We start from the raw sequence: 22153 nt of genomic DNA on the forward strand, positions 1-22153 counted from the left end.
TCTCTCTGCCGGTTATCTGCCTTTTACTTTGGCATGATGAAAACCGTGGATATTCAATATCATCCCACAGAAGTCAGGACGTTAAATAAAAAGAGACTCAGGAGTCATCCGCTAAATTATTCAATTTGCAGCAAGGCGGCAAACGAAAGAAACCGGGGAGCATACATCAGTATGTGACCCGGTTTATTGAGTGCAGCCAACGCAGCTGCGGATTGAAGAATGACGCGGATAGGAATACTCAAAATCATTCGGTCTGTGGCAAGGCGGCAAAGTGAAGATGACCGGGGAGCATACACCAGTATGTGACCCGGTCAGCTGAATGAAACCAACACAGCCACAGGCTGAAGGATGATGAGTATTTAGCGGACGCCGCCCGGCGCCATGCTCACCTCATGCACCTGAGGGTAGAATCTGTCCAGCTGATGCCGCTGGATCCAGTCATAAATAAAATCTTTATCGTGCAGGGTGTCATCATAGATAAGCCCGGCCACGCTGCCGCTGTGGGCGACATTCAGACCGTAAATCTTTCCTTTATCTGCAAGGGCATGCAGCTCGCTGAAACCGGGTTTGGGCAGCAGATCCTGGCTGGCGATCGCACTCAGAGTGGCTGCTTCGCCCAGTCGCTGCGGATCCTGTTGTTCACAGGCGGCGGTAAGCAGTTTCCAGGCCTGAGCCAGCAGAGGTTCCCGCGCCAGCAATGCGGCCCGGCGGTCGCGCTTGTGGAAATCTTCCGTCAGTACCACATCCGGACTTTCCAGCAGCAGCAGTTTCAGATCCGGCGCCCAGCCGAGTGATATTTGTGTCTCAGCCGTCTGGTGGTCAAACAGTGTCAGGGAGGAAAAGAGCGTGCTGTCTGTCGGTTCAACCGCCACACAGAGTTCTGCGAGAGTTTCCGGTGATAATTCATGGCCGTAAAAACGTGCGGTCGCCTGGGCGGTGGCGGCAATATCCGCTGTGCTGCTAGCCAGCCCTTTACCGACGGGGATGGTGGATTCATATTCGATCCGCAGCATACCGGTGGCTTCCGGCACGATATCCAGATGTTTCAGTACGCGTTCCAGCATCTGGCGCATGCGGGGCCGTTCCAGCCCCAGCGGAACACCTTCTTCCACCGAGACATAGCTGTACCAGTTGATGGGGCAGGAAACCAGTTTTTCTCCCCCGAGGATCCATCCCTGCAACAATTCTCCGCAGGATGCCGGACAATGTGCCTCAGCCATGTTGAAATACCTGTTTTAATGCGCCGATAAGATGACGGTTCTCCGCCTGACTGCGGACCGCGATCCGGTAATAAGAGCCATCCAGCCCCGGGTAGTTCTGACAGCGGCGGATCAGCAGCTTATATTTCAGCAGAGCGGACTGGAGTTCCACGCCGTTCAGGCAGCGGATAAAGATATAGTTTGCCGATGGCTGCCGGATTTTCAGCAGCGGAAACTGCCGCAGTTCATTGCACAGGTATTCCCGCTGGGCGGCAATAAAATCCTGTGTTTTGCGGATATAGTCTTCATCATCCAGCAGTGCTTCACCCACCAGCGCAGCCAGACCATTGATAGTCCACGGCTCACGCCAGGCTTTCAGATTACTGATAATGTGGCTGTCGCCGCACAGCAGATAACCGAGGCGCAGACCGGGAATGGCGAAGAATTTTGTCAGCGAACGCAGCAGATAAAGGTAGCGGGTTTCCGGCAGGCGCGCTGTCAGCGGTGATCCTTCCGGCAGAAAATCAATAAACGCTTCATCGACAATCAGATGAATATGGCGGGATTCGCACAGGGACACCAGTTTGTGCAGCAGTGCGGTATCCGGCATCAGACCGGTCGGGTTATTCGGTGTGGCGATAAACACACAGTCCGGGCGGCGGGCTTCAATATCCGCCAGCAGGGATTCATCCGGCTGGAAATCATTCTCTTCCGTCAGCGGGTGTTCGATGATATCGCAGCCCTGCTGTTCCAGTGCTCTGCGGTATTCGGCAAATCCGGGGGTTAACAGTAATGCGCTGTGGGGGTTGAGATGGCGCACCAGCGCGTAAATCAGTTCCGTCTCTCCGTTACCGGCAATGACCTGCCCCAGTTCACAACCCGCACCTTTGGCCAGTGCGGCATGCAGATAGCGGTATTCAATATCCGGGTAGCGTTCAATAACTGACAGGTTATCGCGGATGATGGCTTTAACCCTCTCGGGCGGCCCCAGCGGGTTAATATTGGCACTGAAATCGAAGATAGATGCGGGTGAGATGCCGAGGAGCTCAGCCACCTCTACCACATTACCACCGTGTTCGCTCATAGCCTCCTCCAAATGTAAGGGCTGCACACAGTATCACCTGCATACAGCCGGATGCTTATTATTTTAAGGATAATACTATGACGCAGCTTCTAATGGGGCTTCCTGCGTAATATCAATTTGTGTGGCCGCAAATGCCAGAATCTGGTGCAGATTCACCACATTACCAACGACAATCAGTGCCGGCGGATGTAATTTATGACGCGCAGCCTCTTCCGGTAAGGTGGCGAGGGTGGCAGTAACCACCTGCTGGCGCTGCTGGCTGGCATACATGACCACGGCAGCCGGGGTATCCGGTGATTTTCCGCCGTCGATCAGCAACTGACTGATTTCGGCCAGGCGGGTCATCCCCATCAGAATCACCAGTGTGCCGTTAAGGGCAGCGAGTGCATTCCAGTTCTGCGGCTCATTCCCCTGACACATATGGCCGGTGACCACATGGAAGCTTGATGCGTGATCGCGGTGAGTCACCGGGATCCCCGCATACGCCAGCCCGCCGATAGAGGAACTGATGCCCGGGATAACCTCAAAATCGAGGCCGTTTTCGGCCAGAGATTCCGCTTCTTCGCCGCCGCGGCCGAACACATACGGATCCCCGCCTTTCAGGCGCACAACATTTTTGCCTTCTGCGGCATATTTCACCAGGATGGCATTGATTTCTTCCTGCGGCACCGGATGGTGATTCGGTGTTTTACCGACATTGATGATTTTGCAGTCCGCCGGTGCACAGGCGATCAGCTCAGGATTGACAAGACGGTCATGCACCAGCACTTCGGCATGACGTATACAGTGAAGTCCCTTTACGGTAATTAATGATGCATCTCCGGGTCCGGCTCCGACCAGCCATACTTTACCTTTGCTCATTTTATTGCCTTATCAATCAGATTAATCAACATGAAAAAATCACATCATTTTATTCGTTATGCACGACACCTGGTGGTGATAAAAAATACTATTTATTAATGATGTTTTGTAGTTGGACAGCAGTATTAATTACCCGTGAACTTTATTCTTTGATCTATTCACGATAAATGCGTAATAAAGACAATTCTGTTTAATATTTTGTATTATTAAATAATTACAGGAAAAAATATATGACTAATATCCCAATAATACGTTCACGTAACGGAAGAGTTCATGAAAAAAAATCAAGTAGATCATGCACTTTCAAGCAACTGAAATAAATGGATTTTTACATTCACCTCATAAAAACAGGTTATTATAATCAACAAATAAGCCGCCATTTCTGAAATTATCATTAACAAATAATAAAAACAAGATCATTTAATTAACATATTTGCATATGTTTATAAAAATAAAATAGTTGCATTTTATTCATCTTGATCACAAATCAAGTATTTATGTGAAGAAACTCACAAACTGTAATAAGCAGATATATAAAAGCAGCATTTTATGTTTTATTAAACCCGAATATAAATAGCCGTAAAAAAATCACTATATCAAAAATCGGCAATGTTAATTAAATGATCATTACATTTTCGTGTCGCTGTTCAGCAATATTCCGTGTTGCTTATGATCATGAAAATAAAAAGACAGTTCACCGGGTTAATTTATTTAACCTTTTTTTGCTTTCCTGGTATCAGGACGTTTTTTTGGCAACAACACCGTGTCAAAGGTAGCGTATGAATAAGGCACAAAAACAGGTCTTCGTAATCGCGGGCACCAGCAGCGGCTGCGGAAAAACCACCATCACCCTCGGGATCATGCGGGCACTCAGTGCACGCGGATTGCGTGTCCAGCCCTGCAAAGTCGGCCCTGATTACCTCGACAGCAGCTGGCATACCGCCGTCACCGGCGTACCTTCCCGTAACCTGGATGCCTTTATGCTGCCGGAGTCCGTTCTGACCCCGCAATTCCGTCATTATATGCAGGACAAAGACGCCGGTGTGATTGAGGGCGTGATGGGCCTGTATGACGGCTTCGGTACCGACCCTCACTATTGCAGCACTGCCGCGATGGCAAAACAGCTGGACTGCCCGGTGATTATGCTGGTCGACGGCAAAGCGGTTTCCACTTCTATTGCCGCCACGGTGATGGGATTTCAGCATTTTGATCCGTCACTGAATATCGCCGGGGTGCTGATTAACCGGGTTAACAGTGACAGTCATTTCCAGCTCCTGAAACACGCGATTGAACACTACTGCCATGTGCCGGTGATCGGCTACGTGCCGGTGATGAGTGATATTGAACTCCCTTCCCGTCATCTGGGGCTAATCCCGCCGCAGGAGCAGGCACAGCAGACTGAACGCTGGCAGCGCCTGGCCGATCAGATAGAAAAAACCGTTGATGTGGATAAGCTGCTTTCCCTGACACACTGGCAGGCACCGGCAGACAGCACACCAATACAGCTCGCCACACCGGATGCCGGACGCGGGCTGACCGTTGCCGTGGCGGATGATGCCGCTTTTAACTTCTATTATCCTGATAATCTCGATTTACTGCGTCAGAGCGGCGCGGAGATTGTCACATTCAGCCCGCTCAATGACAGCGTCCTGCCGGATCCGTGCCATATGATTTACATAGGCGGCGGTTATCCGGAAGTCTATGCTGAAAAACTTTCATCTAACACCGTGATGCGGGACGCACTGCTGGCAGCGCATCAGCGCGGTATTCCTGTTTATGCGGAGTGCGGCGGGCTGATGTATCTCGGTGAAACCCTGACAGACAGCACCGGCAACACCTTCCCGATGACCGGCATCATTGCCGGGCACAGCACCATGGGTAACCGACTGAAGCGCTTTGGTTACTGTGAAGGTACCGCACTGACAGACACCACTCTGGTTCGTGCCGGTGAACGCCTGCGCGGCCACGAGTTTCATTATTCTGATTTTGAGACTGATCTGCCGTCTGCTTTTGAGTTTATCAAAGAGCGCGACGGCGAAATCCTCAAACGCTGGCGCGGCGGTTATCAGGTCGGAAATACCTTTGCCGGATATCTGCATGTGCATTTTGCCCAGCGTCCGGGGTTATTGGATCACTGGTTTGCCCTGGCACGGAGTGTGTTATGACGTTGCTCAGCTGGCTGGCCGCTTTCCTGCTCGACTGGCGCCTCGGTGACCCGGAGCACTGGCCGCACCCGATCCGCTGGATTGGCAACGCCATCCGTAAAACCGAAGGTGTGATCCGCCGCCGCTGTCAGAGCGGTGCGGCACTGCGCCGTGGCGGAGCCGTGTTGTGGATTGTGATCGTCGGCGGCACCTGGGCGGTGAGTTACGGCGTGCTGGCGCTGGCGTTTTATCTGGAAACCAGTCTCGGCTGGCTCGTCACCATCTGGATGACCTACACCGTTCTTGCCACCCGCTGTTTACAGGATGCGGCGATGCGGGTGTATGACGCGCTGAAAGCGGATGATCTGGCTGAGAGCCGTGAAAAATTATCATGGATCGTCGGGCGTGATACCCGGGAGCTGACACCGCCGCAAATCACCCGCGCGGTAACCGAAACCGTCGCGGAAAATACCACCGACGGCGTAATCGCCCCGCTGTTCTTCTTATTACTGGGCGGCGCACCGCTGGCGATGGCCTATAAAGCGGTGAATACCCTGGACTCGATGGTCGGCTATAAAAATGAAAAGTACGGCGATATCGGTATGTTTTCCGCCCGTGCGGATGATGTCGCCAACTATATCCCGGCGCGTCTGAGCTGGCTGCTGTTCACCTTCGCCGCCTTTGTTCTGAAATACCGTTACCGCGAGGCTTTCCGCACCGGATTACGTGATCACGCCAATCACCGCAGCCCGAACAGCGGCTGGTCCGAAGCGACTGTTGCCGGCGCACTCGGTGTGCAGCTGGGCGGGCCGAATACCTATTTCGGGCAACTGGTGGATAAACCGTGGATCGGTGACAACACCCGCGACATCAATGCAGACGATATTCTCAGCACCATCCGGCTGATGTGGGTTGCCTCCTCCGCCGCACTGGCGCTGTTCGCCGTCATTCATCTTCTGGCACAGTGGATTTTGTAAGGGAAAAATATGAGTTACATACAACAGCCGCAGGAAATCGAAAAAAACAGTTTTCTGATCATTGATGACATTATCCGCGAAACACGGCCGGAATACCGTTTCGCCAGTGATGATCACGCGGCAATTATCAAACGCGCTATCCATACCACTGCCGATTTTGACTGGCTGGATATCCTGCATTTTTCTGACGGTGTGATTGAAATCCTCCGTGACGGCATTATGCGCGGCTGCACTATTTATACCGATACCACTATGGCACTGTCTGGGATCAACAAAACCCGCCTGGCGAAATACGGTTCAGAGTGCCGCTGCTATGTCAGCGACCCGCGTGTGGTCGCTGCCGCCAAAGAGCAGCAGATGACCCGCTCTATGGCCGCCGTGGATATCGCCATGCAGGAGCCGGGTGAGAAAATTTTTGTCTTCGGCAATGCCCCGACCGCCCTGTTCCGCGTGCTGGAACACACAGAAAAACCGGTTGCCGTTGTCGGTGTACCGGTCGGTTTTGTCGGCGCGGCGGAATCCAAAGATGCGCTGGCGGAGAGTTCGCTGCCGTGTATCGCCGCGCTCGGCCGCAAAGGCGGCAGTAACGTGGCCGCTGCGATTATCAACGCCATCCTTTACCGGATGCCGGAGGCGTAATCATGACGCAGAAAAACATCACAGCACCTGACGATAACGGCACCGGCGTCGTCTGGCACAAAGGCAAGGCACTGCGCAAGGGGTATACCACCGGCTCCTGTGCCACCGCTGCCGCCAAAGTGGCGGCGCTGATGGTGTTGCGTCAGGAAGTGATTCAGCAGGTGTCGATTGTCACGCCGTCCGGTGTGACACTGAACCTGAATGTGGAAGATCCGCTGATTTGCGGGCAATCCGCCACCGCCGCCATCCGTAAAGATGGCGGGGATGATATTGATGCCACCCACGGCATGCTGATTTTTGCCCGTGTCGCAGTCAATGACAGCGGCATTATCACCCTGGACGGCGGCGAAGGTGTCGGCCGGGTGACGAAGGCCGGTGTTGGTCTGCCTATCGGTGACGCGGCGATCAACAAAACGCCGCGTCAGACTATTGAAGCGGCGGTCCGCGAAGTCATCGGCCCGAACCGGGGGGCGGATATCACCATATTTGCCCCGGAAGGGGAAGAGCGAGCGAAAAAAACCTATAACGGTCGCCTCGGTATTCTCGGCGGAATTTCTGTCATCGGTACCAGCGGTATTGTCACGCCGATGTCGGAAGAGAGCTGGAAACGCTCCCTGTCCATCGAGCTGGAAATGAAACGCGCCCAGGGTATGACCCGCGTTTTCCTGGTGCCGGGTAACCACGGCGAACGGTTTGTCAGCGAACAGCTCGGGCTGGACGGCACCTATGTCGTCACTATGAGTAACTTTGTCGGCTATATGCTGCAGGAAGCCACACGACTGAAGTTTGAGCAGGTGGTGATCCTCGGGCACTTCGGCAAGCTGGTCAAAATCGCGGCAGGCATTTTCCACACCCACAGCCATATTGCGGATGCGCGGATGGAAACCCTGATTGCTAATCTCGCCCTGATCGGCGCTCCGCTCTCCTTATTACAGGAAGTGGACGGCTGCACCACCACCGAAGCGGCGATTGAACTGATTAACGCACAAGGCTGGCAGGCGGTCTATCCGCGGATCGCGGAAAAAATCTGTGACCGGATTAATCAGATGCTGCGTTTCTCCGATGAGCCGCCGCACTGTGATGCCATTCTGTTCTCGTTTGATAATCAGGTGCTGGGGACCAACCGGCCGCTCAGCGCCATAACGGAGGGATTCCGATGATTTATGTGACAGGCGTGGGCCCCGGCTCAGAAGCGTATCTGACCCGGCGGGCAGCGGATGTGATTTCCGGGGCGGACATTTTAATCGGCGGTCAGCGCCATCTGGATGAATTTGCCGGGCTGACCACAGAAACCCGTGTCATTGATGCGGATATCAGCGGCCTGATGAACTGGATAGCAGAGCGTCTTGATCGCCGCATTGTCATTCTGGCTTCCGGTGACCCGATGTTTTTCGGCATCGGCAAACGCATCAGCGAAACCTTCGCACCGGAGCAGGTTCAGATAGTGCCGGGTATCAGCTCCGTACAATATCTGTGTTCCCGTGCGGGGATGGATATGAATGATATTTATCTCACCAGCAGCCACAACCGCAGCCCGGATTTTGACTGGCTGCTCGCCCATGAGCGTATCGGCATGGTGACGGACAGTAAGATCGGCCCGAAAGAAATCGCTGCCGAAATCCGGCAGCGCGGCCAGACCCGGCGGATGATCATCGGAGAAAACCTCTCCGGCCGCAATGAACGGATCACCATCCTCAATGCGGACGATGTCAGCGGGGATTACGACATGAATGTGGTGTTAATTGATAAACAAGGCAGTGTGGCCTGATGAAAGACGAACTGTTTCTGCGCGGACAACAGATCCCGATGACCAAAGAGCCGGTACGGGCTCTCGCCCTGTCGCGGCTGGATTTACAGGGTGCACAGCGCCTGATTGATGTGGGTGCGGGCACCGGCAGTGTTTCGGTTGAGGCGGCACTCAGCCACCCGGCGCTTGAGATTATTGCCATCGAGAAAAAACCGGAAGCCATTGCGCTTATCAAAGAGAACTGCCTCCATTTCCGCTGCCCGCAAATCCGCGTGATTGACGCGTATGCACCGGTGGAACTGGCCGAAAAAGCAGATGCCGTGTTTGTCGGCGGTACCGGAGGAAATCTCACGGAGATTATCGACTGGTCTCTCGATCATCTGCACAGCGACGGCACCCTGGTGATGACCTTTATCCTGCTGGATAACCTGACACAAGCCATTGCGCACCTGAAACAGTGTGCGGTGAGCGAACTGGACTGCTGTGAATTACAGGCCGGAAATATGACCGCGCTCGGACACAGTTATTATTTTAAACCGAATAATCCTACCTATCTTATTTCCTGCCGTAAGGAGGCGCGTTGTGGCTGAACAGTTTGACCGTCAGAAAGTCTGGTTTGTCGGAGCCGGTCCCGGGGATATCAGTCTTATCACCCTGAAAGGCTACCGTATTTTACAACAGGCTGACATCGTCATTTATGCCGGTTCGCTTATCAATACTGATCTGCTGGACTACTGCAAAGACGGCGTCGAAAGCTACGACAGCGCCGCCATGACCCTCGACGACATCATCACTGTGATGGTTGACGGCGTGAAAAGCCACAAACTGGTGGTGCGCCTGCAGACCGGCGACCTTTCCCTGTACGGCTCTATCCGTGAACAGGGCGAAGTGCTGGCGGAACACAATATCGGTTTCAGTGCGATCCCGGGCGTCAGTTCCTTCCTCGGTGCCGCAGCCGAACTGGGTGTGGAATACACCGTACCGGAAGTATCCCAGAGCCTGATTATCACCCGTATCGAAGGCCGCACACCGATGCCGCCGAAAGAGAGTCTGCGCAGCTTTGCCGCTCACCAGACCTCAATGGCGATTTTCCTGTCTGTTCAGGATATCAAAGGCGTGGTGGAGCAACTGACCGAAGGCGGTTATCCGGAAACTACCCCGGTCGCCGTGGTGTATAAAGCGACCTGGCCGGATTGTCAGGTGCTGCGCAGCACACTGGCGGAAATCACCGTCGCCGTGCGCGAAGCAAAAATCCGCAAAACCGCACTGATTCTGGTCGGTCCGTTCCTCGGCGACGAGTATCACTATTCAAAACTGTATGACGCAGGCTTCAGCCATGAGTACCGCAAAGCCTCGCGGTAAGCGCATTGCGCTGTTTTGCCTGACACCGGGCGGCAAAGCGCTGGCGGAAAAGATCCGCCCGCTGCTGCCGGTGACCTGTTACACCAGCGAAAAACTGGTCTCGGATGGCTTTGAACCGTTCCGTGACGGCTTTGCCGCCACCTTACAGCAGGCATTTGCAGAGAATGACGCTCTGATTGTCATCGGCGCGACCGGCATTACCGTGCGGGTACTGGCACCGGTGATTCAGGACAAAATGAGTGACCCGGCCGTGATCGTGATGGATGAGAAAGGACAGCATGTGATCAGTCTGCTCTCCGGCCATCTCGGCGGGGCTAACGAGCTGGCCACCTGGCTGGCGGGCCGGATCGGCGGACAGGCGGTGATCACCACCGCCACCGATGTCAATCAGGTCACCAGTTTTGATCTGCTGGCGCAGGAGATGAATGCCACCTTCACCGATTTCCGCGCCACCGTCAAAACCCTGAACCAGATGATGGTCAGCGGGGATCGTATCGGCATCTGGTGGCATCCTGATATGGCGGCAGAGCAGGATAAATACGCCTTACCGGGGCTTATCCCGGTGGCGGATCTGCGCACTCTGCCGGAACTGGATGCGCTGGTGTGCGTCAGTTACCGCCGCGAGGAAGTGATGCTGCCGGTGCCGGTATATAAACTGATCCCGCGCCGGATTATTGCCGGTATGGGCTGCCGCAGAGATACCGGGGCAGACGAGGTTCAGCAGCTGTTTGCTGAACAGCTGGCTGAGAACAATCTGCTGCCGGAAGCCGTCCGCGCTATCGGCAGTATTACCCTGAAAGCACAGGAGCCCGCCCTGCTGGCGCTCGCTGCCCGCTATCAGGTGCCGTTTACCGTATTCAGTGCTGAGGAACTTGCCCCTGTGGCGGCACAGTTCCCGGAATCAGAATTTGTTAAAAAAACCACGGGTGTCGGGAGTGTATCCCGGCCGGTCGCCTGGCTGATGAGCAAAGGCTGTCTGATAGGGCAAACCTGTAAGACCCGGGGGATCACCATTACGTTAGGAGCAGAAACAGTATGTTAACCGTTATAGGCATTGGCCCCGGCAGTGAAGCCATGATGACCGAAGAAGCCGTCACCGCACTGAAAGAAGCGGAAGTGGTCGTCGGGTATAAAACCTATACCCATCTGGTGAAACCTCTGGTGGGCGACAAAGAAGTCATCAAAACCGGCATGCGCAAAGAGATCGAACGCTGCCATCTGGCCATTGAGCTTGCACAGGAAGGCAAAAACGTGGCGATGGTGTGCAGCGGTGACGCCGGGATTTACGGCATGGCCGGGCTTATCCTCGAAATCGTCACCAAAGAGAAGCGCGATATTCAGGTGCGTGTAGTGCCGGGTATTACCGCCAGTATCGCCGCCGCGTCTTTACTGGGTGCCCCGCTGATGCACGACTTCTGCCATATCAGCCTGAGCGACCTGCTCACGCCGTGGGAGGTGATTGAGAAACGCATCAAAGCCGCCGCCGAAGCCGATTTTGTTATCTGTTTCTATAACCCGCGCAGCCTGGGCCGCGAAGGTCATCTGGCCCGTGCCTTTGAACTGATGGCACCGTTCAAAGCCGCCACCACCCCGATCGGCGTGGTGAAAGCTGCGGCCCGTAAGAAAGAAGAGAAATGGATCACCACCTTCGGTGAGATGGAATATGAGCGTGTCGATATGACCAGCCTGGTGATTGTCGGTAATAAATCCACCTATATCAGTGATGACCTGATGATCACACCACGGGGATACAAACTGTGAATGACGGCAGACTGCTGATTTTCGGCGGGACCAGTGATGCCCGTCTGCTCTGTGAGCGCCTGGATGCACAGGGAGTCCGCTACCGGCTCTCGGTCGCCACCGCCGCAGGCCGTCAGCAGGCAGCCGGATTACAGGGTGAGATCCGGGAAGGCCGGATGGATGCACAGGCGATGGCGGAATACTGCCGCCGTCACGGGATCCGCCTGCTGGCGGATCTCTCGCATCCTTACGCCGCCGTGCTCAGCGACACTATTTTGCAGGTGCAGCGTGAGCTGGGCATTCCGCTGGTGCGTTATAACCGCCCGAGTGATATTGACGCGGTTGATAACCCGCTGATTTACAAAACGGACTCCATCGACAGCGCCTGTGAGATTGCCATGACACTCGGTCAGCGGATTTTGCTGACCACCGGCAGCAAACAGCTGGCGGATTATATTGCCCGGCTGCCGGGCAAAACCGTGCTGGCGCGGGTACTGCCGACACAGGAAGTGCTGGCGCAGTGCGAATCTTACGGGATGACCATTGACCAGATTTTTGCCCTCAAAGGGCCGTTTTCGGCGGAATTTAATGAAGCGTTTTACCGTTACTGCGGCACGGATGTGGTGATCACCAAAGAGTCCGGCACCCAGGGCGGATTCAGTGAAAAAATCGCCCCCTGTCTGGCGCTGGGAATTCCCTGCATTGTCGTGGTACGCCCGCAGACCCGGGTGTCCGGTGATGTGACTGAATTGCAGGATCTTTGCGGGGTAGAGCAGTATCTGACATCCCGTTTTTCTGTCTGTTGATTTACTGAGGTTATGAGATGAAAAAAGCGTTATTAGTGATTAGTTTCGGCACCAGTTACGCGGAAACCTGTGAAAAAAATATCGAAAGCTGTGAAAAGCAGCTTGCGGCAGCGTTCCCCGGCCGTGATTTTTTCCGCGCCTTCACCTCCGGCATGATTATCCGCAAATTAAAAGAGCGCGATAACCTGCATATCAATAACCCTGAAGAGGCATTACGCCATCTGCACGAGCAGGGTTATGAGGATGTGGCTATCCAGTCACTGCATGTGATTAACGGGGACGAATACGAAAAGATTGTCGGCCAGGTTGAAAAATACCGTCCGTTCTTCCGCTATCTGCGCGTGGGCAAGCCGCTGCTGAGCAGTTTTGAGGATTACTCACAGCTGATTGATGCCCTGCACTTCCAGATGCCGGAACTGAAAGCCGACGAGCGTGTGGTATTTATGGGTCACGGTGCCACTCACCACGCCTTCTCCGCTTATGCCTGCCTGGATCACATGATGACCAACAGCGGCTTCCCGGGACGTGTCGGGGCGGTGGAGAGCTATCCGGAAATCGACCTGATTATTAAAGGTCTGAAAGCCGAAAACGTCCGCAAAGTACACCTGATGCCGCTGATGCTGGTCGCCGGTGACCATGCCATCAATGATATGGCCTCCGATGAAGAAGATTCCTGGAAAACACAGCTGGAACAGGCCGGAATCGAGGCTACCGCATGGTTACAGGGCATGGGTGAGAACAATATGATCCGTCAGATGTTTGTCGAACACCTGGCGCAGACAATGGATAACGGGGAGTAATATCCGCACATGAGTCAGCAAACAGAAAAACCACAGGGCAGACTTTACGCTATCGGCACCGGTCCCGGTGCCAGTGACCTTATCACGGTGCGCGGCGCACGGATTATCAGCGAGCTGGATATCCTGTATGCCCCGGCCGGTAAGAAAGATGCCCCGAGCCTGGCACATACCATTGTCGCCCCGTATATCACCGGTAAAACTACGGTGAAAACCTATCACTTCCTGATGAAAGCGCCTCAGGAAGCGAAAGAAGCAGTCTGGGATGATGTCGCGAAAGCGATTCAGGAGGATGTGGCTGACGGTAAAAAAGTCGGCTTTATCACCCTGGGCGATTCCATGCTGTTCAGTACCTGGGTTTCCCTGCTGGAGCGTATCGGCAATCAGCCATGGCTGGAAGTGATTCCGGGCGTGACCTCGTTTGCGGCTATCGCTTCACGGGCCGTTGTCCCGCTGGCAATGGAAAACCAGAGCCTTGCTGTCATGTCATGTACCGCATCTCCCGAAGAGCTGGAGCATGCGATCACGCATCATGAATGCATTGTGTTAATGAAGGTCTATGGTCGTTTACAACAGGTACGCGATCTGCTCCGCCGCCATGATTTGTTTGATCATGCCATCCTGATGGCCGATGCCACACTGGAAACTGAACAGTGCTGGCGGCGCCTGGATGAGATCGACGACGAACAGACACTGCCTTATTTCTCAACGGTATTAATTAATAAAACCCGGAAATAATTCGGTGAGGTTGTTATGCAACAGAAACTCACGCAGTTCTCGTTAACCGGTGCCGCCGTCACTATTCTGCTGATGATTGCACCCCAGGAAGCCTTTGCCATGCATATCATGGAAGGCTTTTTACCGCCGATGTGGGCGATTGCCTGGTGGCTGATTTTCCTGCCGTTCCTCGGCGCGGGGATTGTCCGCCTTAAAGCGATTGTTCAGGAAGATGCCAACCAGAAAGTTCTGCTGGCACTGTGCGGCGCCTTTATCTTTGTGCTTTCCGCGCTGAAGATCCCGTCAGTGACCGGCAGCTGCTCTCACCCTACCGGGGTGGCGCTGGCAGTGATCCTGTTCGGGCCATCCGTGGTAGCTGTGCTCGGCTCCATCGTGCTGCTGTTCCAGGCATTACTGCTGGCACACGGCGGCCTGACCACCCTCGGTGCCAACGGCATGTCGATGGCGGTTATCGGACCGATTGTCGGCTATCTGGTCTGGCGTTTCACCACCAAACTGGGCTGGCGTAAGGATGTCTGCGTCTTCCTTGTCGCGGTGATAGCGGATTTAACCACCTATTTTGTCACCTCGGTGCAGCTCGGTGTCGCTTTCCCGGATCCGCAGATGGGGATGGGTGCGGCGATCCTGAAGTTCATGGGTATCTTCTGTCTGACTCAGGTACCAATTGCGATTGCGGAAGGTCTGCTGACGGTACTGGTTTATGATCAGCTGGTGAAACGTAACCTGGTGGGTAACGAGGTGCGGGCATGAAAAAGACACTGATTTTACTGTTTCTGACTGTTGCGATTTTTGTCATCCCGTTCTTTATCGATCATGGCGGTGAATACGGCGGTTCAGACGATCAGGCAGAGCAGCAGATCCTCGCTATCGCGCCGGATTATGAGCCCTGGTTTGAGTCTCTGTACGAACCGGCCAGTGGTGAAATCGAAAGTCTGCTGTTTACATTACAGGGCTGTCTGGGCACTGCAGTGATTTTCTACGTGCTCGGTTACTACCGCAGCGGCCGGAAAAATGCAAAGCCTTGATGCGCTGAGTTATCAAAGCCGCTGGCGTCAGCGTGACCCGGGGATGAAGTTTGCCTTCTGGGTCGTGATGATGGTTCTGGCCATGAGCCTGCCGCCGGCAGGCCAGGCGGCTTTATTGCTGTGTATTGCGGCGTTTACCTGCTGGTTACTGCGGGTATCGCCGCTCCGCTATCTTAAATGGCTGCTGATCCCGTTCAGTTTTCTGGCGGTGGGTCTGGTGGCCATTATTATCTCATTTGCCCGCACACCGGACACTCTGCTGTGGGGCATTCAGATTGGTCAGTACTGGGTTGGCCTTGATCCCGCCGGTCTGACAACTGCCAATCAGACCTTCTGGCGCAGCATGGCGGCTCTCGCTGCCACCTTCTGGTTTATGCTCAATATGCCGTTTGAGCAGCTGATTAAACTGATGAAACGCGGCCGTCTGCCGCTGGTGCTGATCGAGCAGATCCTGCTGACCTGGCGCTTTATCTTTATCTTTCTGGAAGAAGCCGCCACCATTTATCACGCACAATCCCTGCGCTTCGGCTACCGCAACCTGCGCACCGGCTACCGCTCACTGGCTATGCTGGTTACCATGCTGTTTTCCCGCGTGATGATGCGCTATCAGCAAATGTCCGTCGCACTGAATGTGAAGCTCTATCAGGGAGATTTCCACCTATGAATCATCATCCGCAATTATCGGTCAGCGGTCTCACATTCCGCTATCAGGACGATAATATCCTGAAAAACCTGACAATGGATTTCGGCGCGCACCAGGTCACCGGGATTATCGGTGCTAACGGCTGCGGAAAATCCACCCTGTTTATGAACCTGTCCGGTATTCTGAAACCGCAGGACGGTCAGGTGAACTGGCGGGGTAATCCGCTGAAATACGACAAAAAATCCCTGCTGGAACTGCGTCAGCATGTGGTGACCGTTTTTCAGGATCCGGATATGCAGATTTTCTACACCGATGTGGACAGTGATATCGCTTTCGCCCTGCGCAATCTCGGGGTGGAAGAGGATGAAATCAAACACCGTACCGATGAGGCTCTGCGTCTGGTGGATGCGCTCGCCTTCCGTGATAAACCGGTGCAGCACCTGAGTTTCGGCCAGAAAAAACGCGTGGCGATCGCCGGGGCGCTGGTGATGCAGTCAGATTATCTGCTGCTCGATGAACCGACGGCCGGGCTGGATCCTGCCGGACGTCAGCAGATGATCGATCTGCTGGCCCGTATTGCCGCAGCCGGTAAACACATTGTGATTTCCAGCCATGACATTGATCTGATTTATCAGGTCTGTGATGGTATTTACGTGATGTCGCACGGCGAAGTGTGCGGCCACGGTGCACCGGAGTCCGTTTTCCTGCAAAAAGAGATGATCACCGCCGCCGGGCTGGAACAGCCGTGGCTGGTCAAACTCCACTGCGAAACCGGACTGCCGCTGTGCAAAACTGAACAGGCGCTGTTTGCACAATTGCAGCAGCAGACAACTCCCGCCGCCGGAACACACGAGGTAATGGCATGACATTTTCACTGATGATCCAGGGTACTGCTTCCGATGTCGGAAAAAGTGTATTAGTTGCCGGATTCTGCCGGATTTTTTCTCAGGATGGCTATCACTGCGCGCCGTTCAAATCACAGAATATGGCACTGAACTCGGGGATCACCCGTGACGGCAAAGAGATGGGCCGGGCGCAGATCTTTCAGGCGGAAGCTGCCGGTATAGAACCGGATGTGCGCATGAACCCGGTTCTGCTCAAACCGACCTCTGACCGCAAATCCCAGGTTATTCTGATGGGGAAAGTCGCGCAAAATATGGATGCGGCGGAGTATCACCTCTACAAACCTCAGTTGAAAGCCATGATCCGTGATGTTTACAATGACCTGGCTTCTGAGCACGACATTATTGTGCTGGAAGGCGCGGGCAGCCCGGCGGAGATCAATCTGCGCGACGGCGATATTGTGAATATGGGTATGGCTGAAATGATAGACGCGCCGGTGATCCTGGTGGCGGATATCGATCGCGGCGGTGTGTTCGCCTCGATTTACGGCACACTCGCCCTGCTGGCAGACGACGAACGCGCCCGGGTGATCGGCGTGATCATCAATAAATTCCGCGGTGATGTCGCTCTGCTGATGCCGGGCATTAAACAAATCGAAGATCTGACCAACGTTCCGGTGCTCGGCGTGCTGCCGTGGCTGGATGTGGATCTGGAAGATGAGGACGGCGTGGCGCTGCAGGTCGGCAAATATGACGGCAAAACAGAGGAAGTGCTGGATATTGTGGTGGTTCAGCTGCCGCACATTGCCAACTTCACCGACTTCAATGCCCTTGCCGCCCAGCCGGATGTCCGTCTGCGTTATGAATCCGATCCGCTGCTGGTCGGTGAACCGGATCTGCTGATTATCCCGGGCAGTAAAAATACCCTCGGTGACCTGCTGTGGCTGCGTCAGAAAGGAATGGATAAAGCCATTCTCACCCGCCATGCACAGGGTACACCGGTCGCCGGGATCTGCGGCGGCTATCAGATCCTCGGTAAACATATTTATGATGATGTCGAATCCGGATTATCCGATCTGCCGGGACTGGGGCTGCTCGATATCACCACCCGCTTCTCACCGGAAAAAAATACCACCCAGACCGCCGGAACCGTGTGCGGCGCACTGCCGGGGATCTGGTCTGCCTGTCAGGGTGAACCGATCAGCGGCTATGAGATCCACATGGGCGTATCCGAAACCGGCGCGGATGCCATCCCGTTTGCACAGATGCATGAGAAAAACCGCGAGCCGTGCAACCATGCTGACGGTGCGGTCAGCCCGGACGGCAGTGTGATGGGCTCTTATCTGCACGGAATTTTTGACCGCAACAATTTCACCCGTCCGCTGCTCAATCAGCTGCGGAAAAAGAAAGGGCTGGAGCCCCTGCCGGAGAGCACGTTTGATTATGCGCTGCATAAAGAACAGCAGTTTAATATTCTGGCGCAGCAGATGCGGGAACACCTCAATATTGATGAAATCTGCCATCTGATGCGTGCACACAAGGAGAAAACAGCATGATTTTAATTACCGGCGGCGCCCGCAGCGGTAAAAGCAGTTTTGCTGAAGAACTGGTGGATAACCGCTGTCACAGTGCGCTCTATATCGCCACCTCAGTGGTGACGGATGATGAAATGGCCGCCCGCGTGGCACGCCATAAGGCCGATCGCCCGCAGCACTGGCGTACGTGGGAAGGTTTTAAAAACATTGCCCATGCTATCCGTTATGAACGCAAACCGGGCGAAGGGGTGATGCTGGAATGCATCACCACGCTGATTGCCAATCTGCTCTATGACGCCTCGGGCGGCGCGGATCCGGACACGCTCGATTACGCACAACTGGAGATCAGCATCAACAGCGAAATCGACCATATTATTGATGCCTGCAAAGAGAGCGAGTGCCCGGTGTATATCGTCACCAACGAACTGGGGATGAGCATCACACCGGAAAACCGGCTGGCACGCCATTTTGTCGATATCGCCGGACGTATTAATCAGAAACTCGCCCGTCAGGCCGAACAGGTCTGGCTGGTGGTCTCCGGGATCGGAGTTCAGATCAAATGAACCTGAAATACCTGTGGGCGACACTCCAGTTTATTACCCGCATTCCGGTGCCGCAGCGCTGGAGTGAAGGCACGGAGTTTCAGCAGTACGGACGTGGCGTACCATTTTTTCCGGTGATCGGATTGATTGCCGGGATCATTGCAACACTGCTGACGGTGTGGATTGCGCAAGCGGCTCACAGTCCGCTGATCGCCGCGCTGGGCTATGTGCTGGCACTGATCCTGATCACCGGCGGTTTTCACCTCGATGGCCTGGCAGATACCTGTGACGGTATTTTCTCCGCCCGCAAACGCGAAAGAATGCTGGAGATCATGCGCGACAGCCGCATCGGTACGCATGGCTGTCTGGCACTGATTTTTGCCCTGATGGCAAAATCCGCTGCCGCGTATGAGCTTCTCGCCTCCTCTTCCCTTTCCCTGACCACCGCTGCCGGATTGCTGATTTGCGCCCCGGTCGCAGGCCGCACCTGTATGTCACTGGTGATGTACAACCAGCGCTATGCCCGCGAGGGGGAAGGTATGGGCAATATTTATATCGGCCGTATCACTCTGCGCCAGTTTGTCATCACCCTCGCCACCGGCGCGGTGATTGTCACGGTAGCGGGCGGAATGAAAGCCCTCGGCGCACTGATTATCACCGCCTTTATTATTTACGGGCTGGGGCGTTATTTCCGCCATCACCTCGGCGGACAAACAGGGGACACACTCGGTGCCGCTGAAGAGTGCGGGGAAATTATCTTCCTGCTCGCGCTGTTCTGGGTGTAAGCAGATGAGTATCAGCCGCTTTATTCTTGTCCGCCACGGGGAAACCGCCGGGAACAAAGACGGTTTGTTCTACGGCAGCACTGATTTACCGCTGACGGAACACGGCCACCGCCAGGCAGCCAGCGTAGCCGCTTATCTGCAGGATATTCAGATAGATACTATACTGATCAGTGAATTGCAGCGGGCAAAACAGACAGCGGAATACATCCGCGCCCCGGAAACTCATCACTATCACTGCGACCCGCGCCTCAATGAAATGCACTTCGGCGAGTGGGAAATGCAGCATTACAGTGAGATTGCCGCCCGTTACCCGGCGGACTGGGAAACCTGGATGAATGACTGGCTGCATGCCGCACCGACCGGCGGCGAGCCGTTTCCGCAGTTTGCGGCGAGGGTTCAGGCGGTGGCGGATGAACTGCGCCGGGAAGCATCAGAAACCCCGGCAACCCGGCTGATTGTCGCCCACAAGGGCGTGCTCGGGCTTATCATCACCCGCTGGTTCGGCCTGCCCGCAGAGGCCATGTGGCAGTTCCCCTGTGAACAGGACAGTTACAGTGTGGCGGAATGCCGCGACGGATTTATGACGTTAGCTGTGTTTAACGGGCGATCATGTTTTACGCCTGTTGTTTGATTATAAAAATATAATGTGAGCATAAAAACAATGACAACACTGAAAGACCTGATCCGTGCGATCCCACCTCTGGATCACGCGGCCATGCAGGCGGCAGAGCAGCATATCAACGGATTGGCCAAGCCGCCGCGCAGTCTCGGCCGCCTGGAAGATCTGGCGGTACATCTTGCCGGAATGCCGGGAATTGACCATCCGGATAATCTGCCGAAAGAAATTATTGTGATGTGTGCGGATCACGGCGTATTTGCAGAAGGTGTCGCCGTCACCCCGCAGGAAGTCACCGCTATCCAGGCCCGCAATATTCAGAAACAGCTGACCGGCGTCTGCGCGGTTGCCCGCAGCAACGGCACCAGCGTGCTGCCGGTGGATATCGGTATTGACTGCGATCCTATCGATGACATGATTTCCCTGAAACTGGCACGCGGCTGCGGCAATATCGCCAAAGGCCCGGCAATGTCTTACGCCGATGCGGAGCATCTGCTGGTCGCCAGTGCTGAGCTGGTAAAACAGCGGGTTGCCGCCGGGATCCGCGTTGTCGGCACCGGAGAACTGGGGATCGCCAATACCACCCCGGCGTCTGCGATGATCAGCGTCCTGTGCGGGCTTGATCCGCATGATACCGTCGGTATCGGCGCCAATCTGCCGCTGGATCGCGTCTCGCACAAAGAAGCGATCGTCAGACAGGCTATCGCGCTGAACAAGCCGGATCCTGCAGATGCCATTGATGTGCTCGCCAAAGTCGGCGGGTATGATCTGACCGGGATGACCGGTGTGATTCTGGGTGCCGCAGCCTGCGGCATTCCTGTCGTGCTCGACGGCTTTTTATCTTACGCCTGCGCCATCGCGGCCTGCCGTCTGGCCCCTGCTGTCCGGGACTATCTTATCCCGTCCCACTTTTCCGCCGAGAAAGGCGCGGGTATCGCGCTTGAGCAGCTCGGTCTGAAACCTTTTTTATATTTGGATCTCCGGCTGGGTGAAGGCAGCGGCGCGGCATTAGCCATGTCCGTTATTAACGCCGCATGCAGCATGTATTGTCATATGGGGCATCAGGCCGGGAGTGGTTTCACTCTGCCGCCATCCCCCACCCGGTAAAATGGATTATATTTTTAGGGAGTAAAACGCCATGCGAAAGAAGATCCCGAAAACGGATTTACTGATCACCTTCGAAGCTGTTGCACAGTATGAGAGCTACACCCGGGCAGCGGAAGAGTTATCACTGACCCAGAGCGCGGTTTTCCGTCAGATCGCCGCGCTGGAAGAATTTCTGAATGTGTCGCTGTTTCATCACGTCCGCAAACGTATTTTCCTCAGTGATGCCGGAAAGCATTACCTCGGGCTGGTGCATGACACGCTGGATAAGCTGGAAAAAGACACCCAGGATATTATGTCCTGGCAGTCATCACAGCAGCTGTTTGAGCTGGCGGTAACACCGACCTTCAGCACACACTGGCTGATCCCGAACCTGCAGAGCTTCCGTGAGAAACATCCGGAAATCGCATTAAGTATTAGCGCATTAACCACACCGGCGGACTTTACCAGCCTGAAATACGATGCGGCAATCATGCGTGAGGATTTCTGTAATCCGTGGCCGGATTTTGAATATCTGTTTGAGGAAGAGCTGGTACCGGTCTGCAGCCGCATGCTGTGGCGGGATGACAGTATCAAACTCACCACCAGCCAGGTGCTGGAAGAGTTTACTCTGCTGCATCAGACCACCCGCCTCGATGCCTGGAGTGACTGGTTCCAGCTCTCGGGCATTCACAACCCGAAAACCCGGGTCGGTCCGCGCTTTGATCTGCTTTCGATGCTGATCTCCGCCATCCGCTCAAATCTCGGTGTGGCGCTGCTGCCGCGTTTTGCCATCCAGAAAGATCTGGAAAACGGCGATCTGGTGATCCCGTGCGACCTGCCGATGAGCACCGGCAACCGCTTTGTTCTCACCTATAAAGAGGACAAGAAAGGATCACTCAACCTGCGGAAATTCAGTGACTGGATCCACGAGAAATCGCGGGAAAAAGAACTGATTCTGTCTTAAATAAAAAAGGTGGCTCAGCCA

25 protein-coding genes are annotated in these 22153 nt (G+C 54.7%); 22 read left to right on the plus strand and 3 right to left on the minus strand.

Annotated elements, in window-relative coordinates; genetic code table 11:
- Positions 1–359: 359 nt before the first annotated feature.
- The 3 genes from HMPREF3119_RS03690 to cobA form a co-directional block, all read right to left on the minus strand.
- A complete protein-coding gene (locus tag HMPREF3119_RS03690) occupies positions 360–1220 on the minus strand; it encodes a GHMP family kinase ATP-binding protein (protein WP_004236135.1) in 861 nt (286 codons plus the stop codon).
- Positions 1213–2295: a threonine-phosphate decarboxylase CobD gene (gene cobD / locus HMPREF3119_RS03695; RefSeq protein ID WP_255267026.1), complete on the minus strand. Its 1083-nt coding sequence runs from the start codon at positions 2293–2295 to the stop codon at positions 1213–1215. Before cobD ends, HMPREF3119_RS03690 begins: the two co-directional genes overlap by 8 nt.
- Positions 2296–2358: 63 nt before the next feature.
- Entirely contained in the window at positions 2359–3144 is a 786-nt protein-coding gene (gene cobA, locus HMPREF3119_RS03700; protein ID WP_004236137.1) for a uroporphyrinogen-III C-methyltransferase, read from the minus strand.
- A gap of 779 nt (positions 3145–3923) precedes the next feature.
- Here cobA and HMPREF3119_RS03705 point away from each other — a divergent pair.
- The 22 genes from HMPREF3119_RS03705 to HMPREF3119_RS03810 are packed head-to-tail and all read left to right on the plus strand — an operon-like array spanning position 3924 to position 22132.
- Positions 3924–5309 (plus strand): cobyrinic acid a,c-diamide synthase CobB, encoded by a 1386-nt coding sequence (locus HMPREF3119_RS03705; protein ID WP_064483885.1) that lies wholly within the window; start codon positions 3924–3926, stop codon positions 5307–5309.
- Complete coding sequence (gene cbiB / locus HMPREF3119_RS03710; RefSeq protein WP_004236142.1) at positions 5306–6265, plus strand: adenosylcobinamide-phosphate synthase CbiB; 960 nt, start codon at positions 5306–5308, stop codon at positions 6263–6265. The genes HMPREF3119_RS03705 and cbiB overlap by 4 nt, the downstream gene beginning before the upstream one ends.
- 9 nt (positions 6266–6274) lie before the next feature.
- A complete protein-coding gene (locus tag HMPREF3119_RS03715; RefSeq protein ID WP_004239019.1) occupies positions 6275–6904 on the plus strand; it encodes a cobalt-precorrin-8 methylmutase in 630 nt (209 codons plus the stop codon).
- A gap of 2 nt (positions 6905–6906) precedes the next feature.
- Positions 6907–8064: a cobalt-precorrin-5B (C(1))-methyltransferase CbiD gene (gene cbiD, locus HMPREF3119_RS03720; protein WP_070578476.1), complete on the plus strand. Its 1158-nt coding sequence runs from the start codon at positions 6907–6909 to the stop codon at positions 8062–8064.
- The gene (locus HMPREF3119_RS03725) at positions 8061–8672 is read left to right on the plus strand and encodes a cobalt-precorrin-7 (C(5))-methyltransferase (protein WP_004239022.1); all 612 of its coding nucleotides are present in this window, start codon (positions 8061–8063) and stop codon (positions 8670–8672) included. Before cbiD ends, HMPREF3119_RS03725 begins: the two co-directional genes overlap by 4 nt.
- Positions 8672–9241, plus strand: a complete 570-nt coding sequence (locus HMPREF3119_RS03730; protein WP_004239024.1) for a decarboxylating cobalt-precorrin-6B (C(15))-methyltransferase — start codon at positions 8672–8674, stop codon at positions 9239–9241. The genes HMPREF3119_RS03725 and HMPREF3119_RS03730 overlap by 1 nt, the downstream gene beginning before the upstream one ends.
- On the plus strand, positions 9234–10013 hold the full coding sequence (locus tag HMPREF3119_RS03735; protein ID WP_024472824.1) for a cobalt-precorrin-4 methyltransferase: 780 nt from the start codon (positions 9234–9236) through the stop codon (positions 10011–10013). Before HMPREF3119_RS03730 ends, HMPREF3119_RS03735 begins: the two co-directional genes overlap by 8 nt.
- On the plus strand, positions 9988–11055 hold the full coding sequence (locus HMPREF3119_RS03740) for a cobalt-precorrin 5A hydrolase (RefSeq protein ID WP_004236152.1): 1068 nt from the start codon (positions 9988–9990) through the stop codon (positions 11053–11055). Before HMPREF3119_RS03735 ends, HMPREF3119_RS03740 begins: the two co-directional genes overlap by 26 nt.
- The gene (locus tag HMPREF3119_RS03745; RefSeq protein WP_004239028.1) at positions 11049–11774 is read left to right on the plus strand and encodes a precorrin-3B C(17)-methyltransferase; all 726 of its coding nucleotides are present in this window, start codon (positions 11049–11051) and stop codon (positions 11772–11774) included. The genes HMPREF3119_RS03740 and HMPREF3119_RS03745 overlap by 7 nt, the downstream gene beginning before the upstream one ends.
- Complete coding sequence (locus tag HMPREF3119_RS03750; protein ID WP_004239029.1) at positions 11771–12559, plus strand: cobalt-precorrin-6A reductase; 789 nt, start codon at positions 11771–11773, stop codon at positions 12557–12559. The genes HMPREF3119_RS03745 and HMPREF3119_RS03750 overlap by 4 nt, the downstream gene beginning before the upstream one ends.
- 17 nt (positions 12560–12576) lie before the next feature.
- Positions 12577–13359: a sirohydrochlorin cobaltochelatase gene (locus HMPREF3119_RS03755; RefSeq protein ID WP_070578480.1), complete on the plus strand. Its 783-nt coding sequence runs from the start codon at positions 12577–12579 to the stop codon at positions 13357–13359.
- Positions 13360–13368: 9 nt separating this feature from the next.
- Positions 13369–14094 carry a cobalt-factor II C(20)-methyltransferase gene (locus HMPREF3119_RS03760; protein ID WP_004236156.1) on the plus strand — a complete coding sequence of 242 codons (726 nt, stop codon included), beginning with the start codon at positions 13369–13371 and terminating at the stop codon, positions 14092–14094.
- A gap of 15 nt (positions 14095–14109) precedes the next feature.
- Positions 14110–14844: an energy-coupling factor ABC transporter permease gene (locus tag HMPREF3119_RS03765; protein WP_004236159.1), complete on the plus strand. Its 735-nt coding sequence runs from the start codon at positions 14110–14112 to the stop codon at positions 14842–14844.
- The gene (locus HMPREF3119_RS03770) at positions 14841–15119 is read left to right on the plus strand and encodes an energy-coupling factor ABC transporter substrate-binding protein (RefSeq protein ID WP_004236160.1); all 279 of its coding nucleotides are present in this window, start codon (positions 14841–14843) and stop codon (positions 15117–15119) included. Before HMPREF3119_RS03765 ends, HMPREF3119_RS03770 begins: the two co-directional genes overlap by 4 nt.
- Positions 15106–15783 (plus strand): energy-coupling factor ABC transporter transmembrane protein, encoded by a 678-nt coding sequence (locus HMPREF3119_RS03775; protein WP_004236162.1) that lies wholly within the window; start codon positions 15106–15108, stop codon positions 15781–15783. The genes HMPREF3119_RS03770 and HMPREF3119_RS03775 overlap by 14 nt, the downstream gene beginning before the upstream one ends.
- Positions 15780–16628 (plus strand): ATP-binding cassette domain-containing protein, encoded by an 849-nt coding sequence (locus HMPREF3119_RS03780; protein WP_004239033.1) that lies wholly within the window; start codon positions 15780–15782, stop codon positions 16626–16628. Before HMPREF3119_RS03775 ends, HMPREF3119_RS03780 begins: the two co-directional genes overlap by 4 nt.
- Positions 16625–18160 carry a cobyric acid synthase gene (locus HMPREF3119_RS03785; RefSeq protein WP_070578483.1) on the plus strand — a complete coding sequence of 512 codons (1536 nt, stop codon included), beginning with the start codon at positions 16625–16627 and terminating at the stop codon, positions 18158–18160. Before HMPREF3119_RS03780 ends, HMPREF3119_RS03785 begins: the two co-directional genes overlap by 4 nt.
- Positions 18157–18702 (plus strand): bifunctional adenosylcobinamide kinase/adenosylcobinamide-phosphate guanylyltransferase, encoded by a 546-nt coding sequence (gene cobU / locus HMPREF3119_RS03790; RefSeq protein ID WP_070578486.1) that lies wholly within the window; start codon positions 18157–18159, stop codon positions 18700–18702. The genes HMPREF3119_RS03785 and cobU overlap by 4 nt, the downstream gene beginning before the upstream one ends.
- A complete protein-coding gene (gene cobS, locus HMPREF3119_RS03795) occupies positions 18699–19466 on the plus strand; it encodes an adenosylcobinamide-GDP ribazoletransferase (protein WP_070578489.1) in 768 nt (255 codons plus the stop codon). The genes cobU and cobS overlap by 4 nt, the downstream gene beginning before the upstream one ends.
- Before the next feature lie 4 nt (positions 19467–19470).
- Entirely contained in the window at positions 19471–20097 is a 627-nt protein-coding gene (gene cobC / locus HMPREF3119_RS03800; RefSeq protein WP_004236168.1) for an alpha-ribazole phosphatase, read from the plus strand.
- 30 nt (positions 20098–20127) lie between these two features.
- On the plus strand, positions 20128–21189 hold the full coding sequence (gene cobT, locus HMPREF3119_RS03805; protein WP_024472837.1) for a nicotinate-nucleotide--dimethylbenzimidazole phosphoribosyltransferase: 1062 nt from the start codon (positions 20128–20130) through the stop codon (positions 21187–21189).
- 31 nt (positions 21190–21220) lie between these two features.
- Positions 21221–22132, plus strand: coding sequence for a LysR substrate-binding domain-containing protein (locus tag HMPREF3119_RS03810; RefSeq protein WP_004236170.1), 912 nt, complete (start codon positions 21221–21223; stop codon positions 22130–22132).
- Positions 22133–22153: the final 21 nt, after the last annotated feature.

Origin of the sequence: Morganella sp. HMSC11D09, from assembly GCF_001807955.1 — a bacterium.
Taxonomy (GTDB): Bacteria; Pseudomonadota; Gammaproteobacteria; order Enterobacterales; family Enterobacteriaceae; genus Morganella; species Morganella morganii.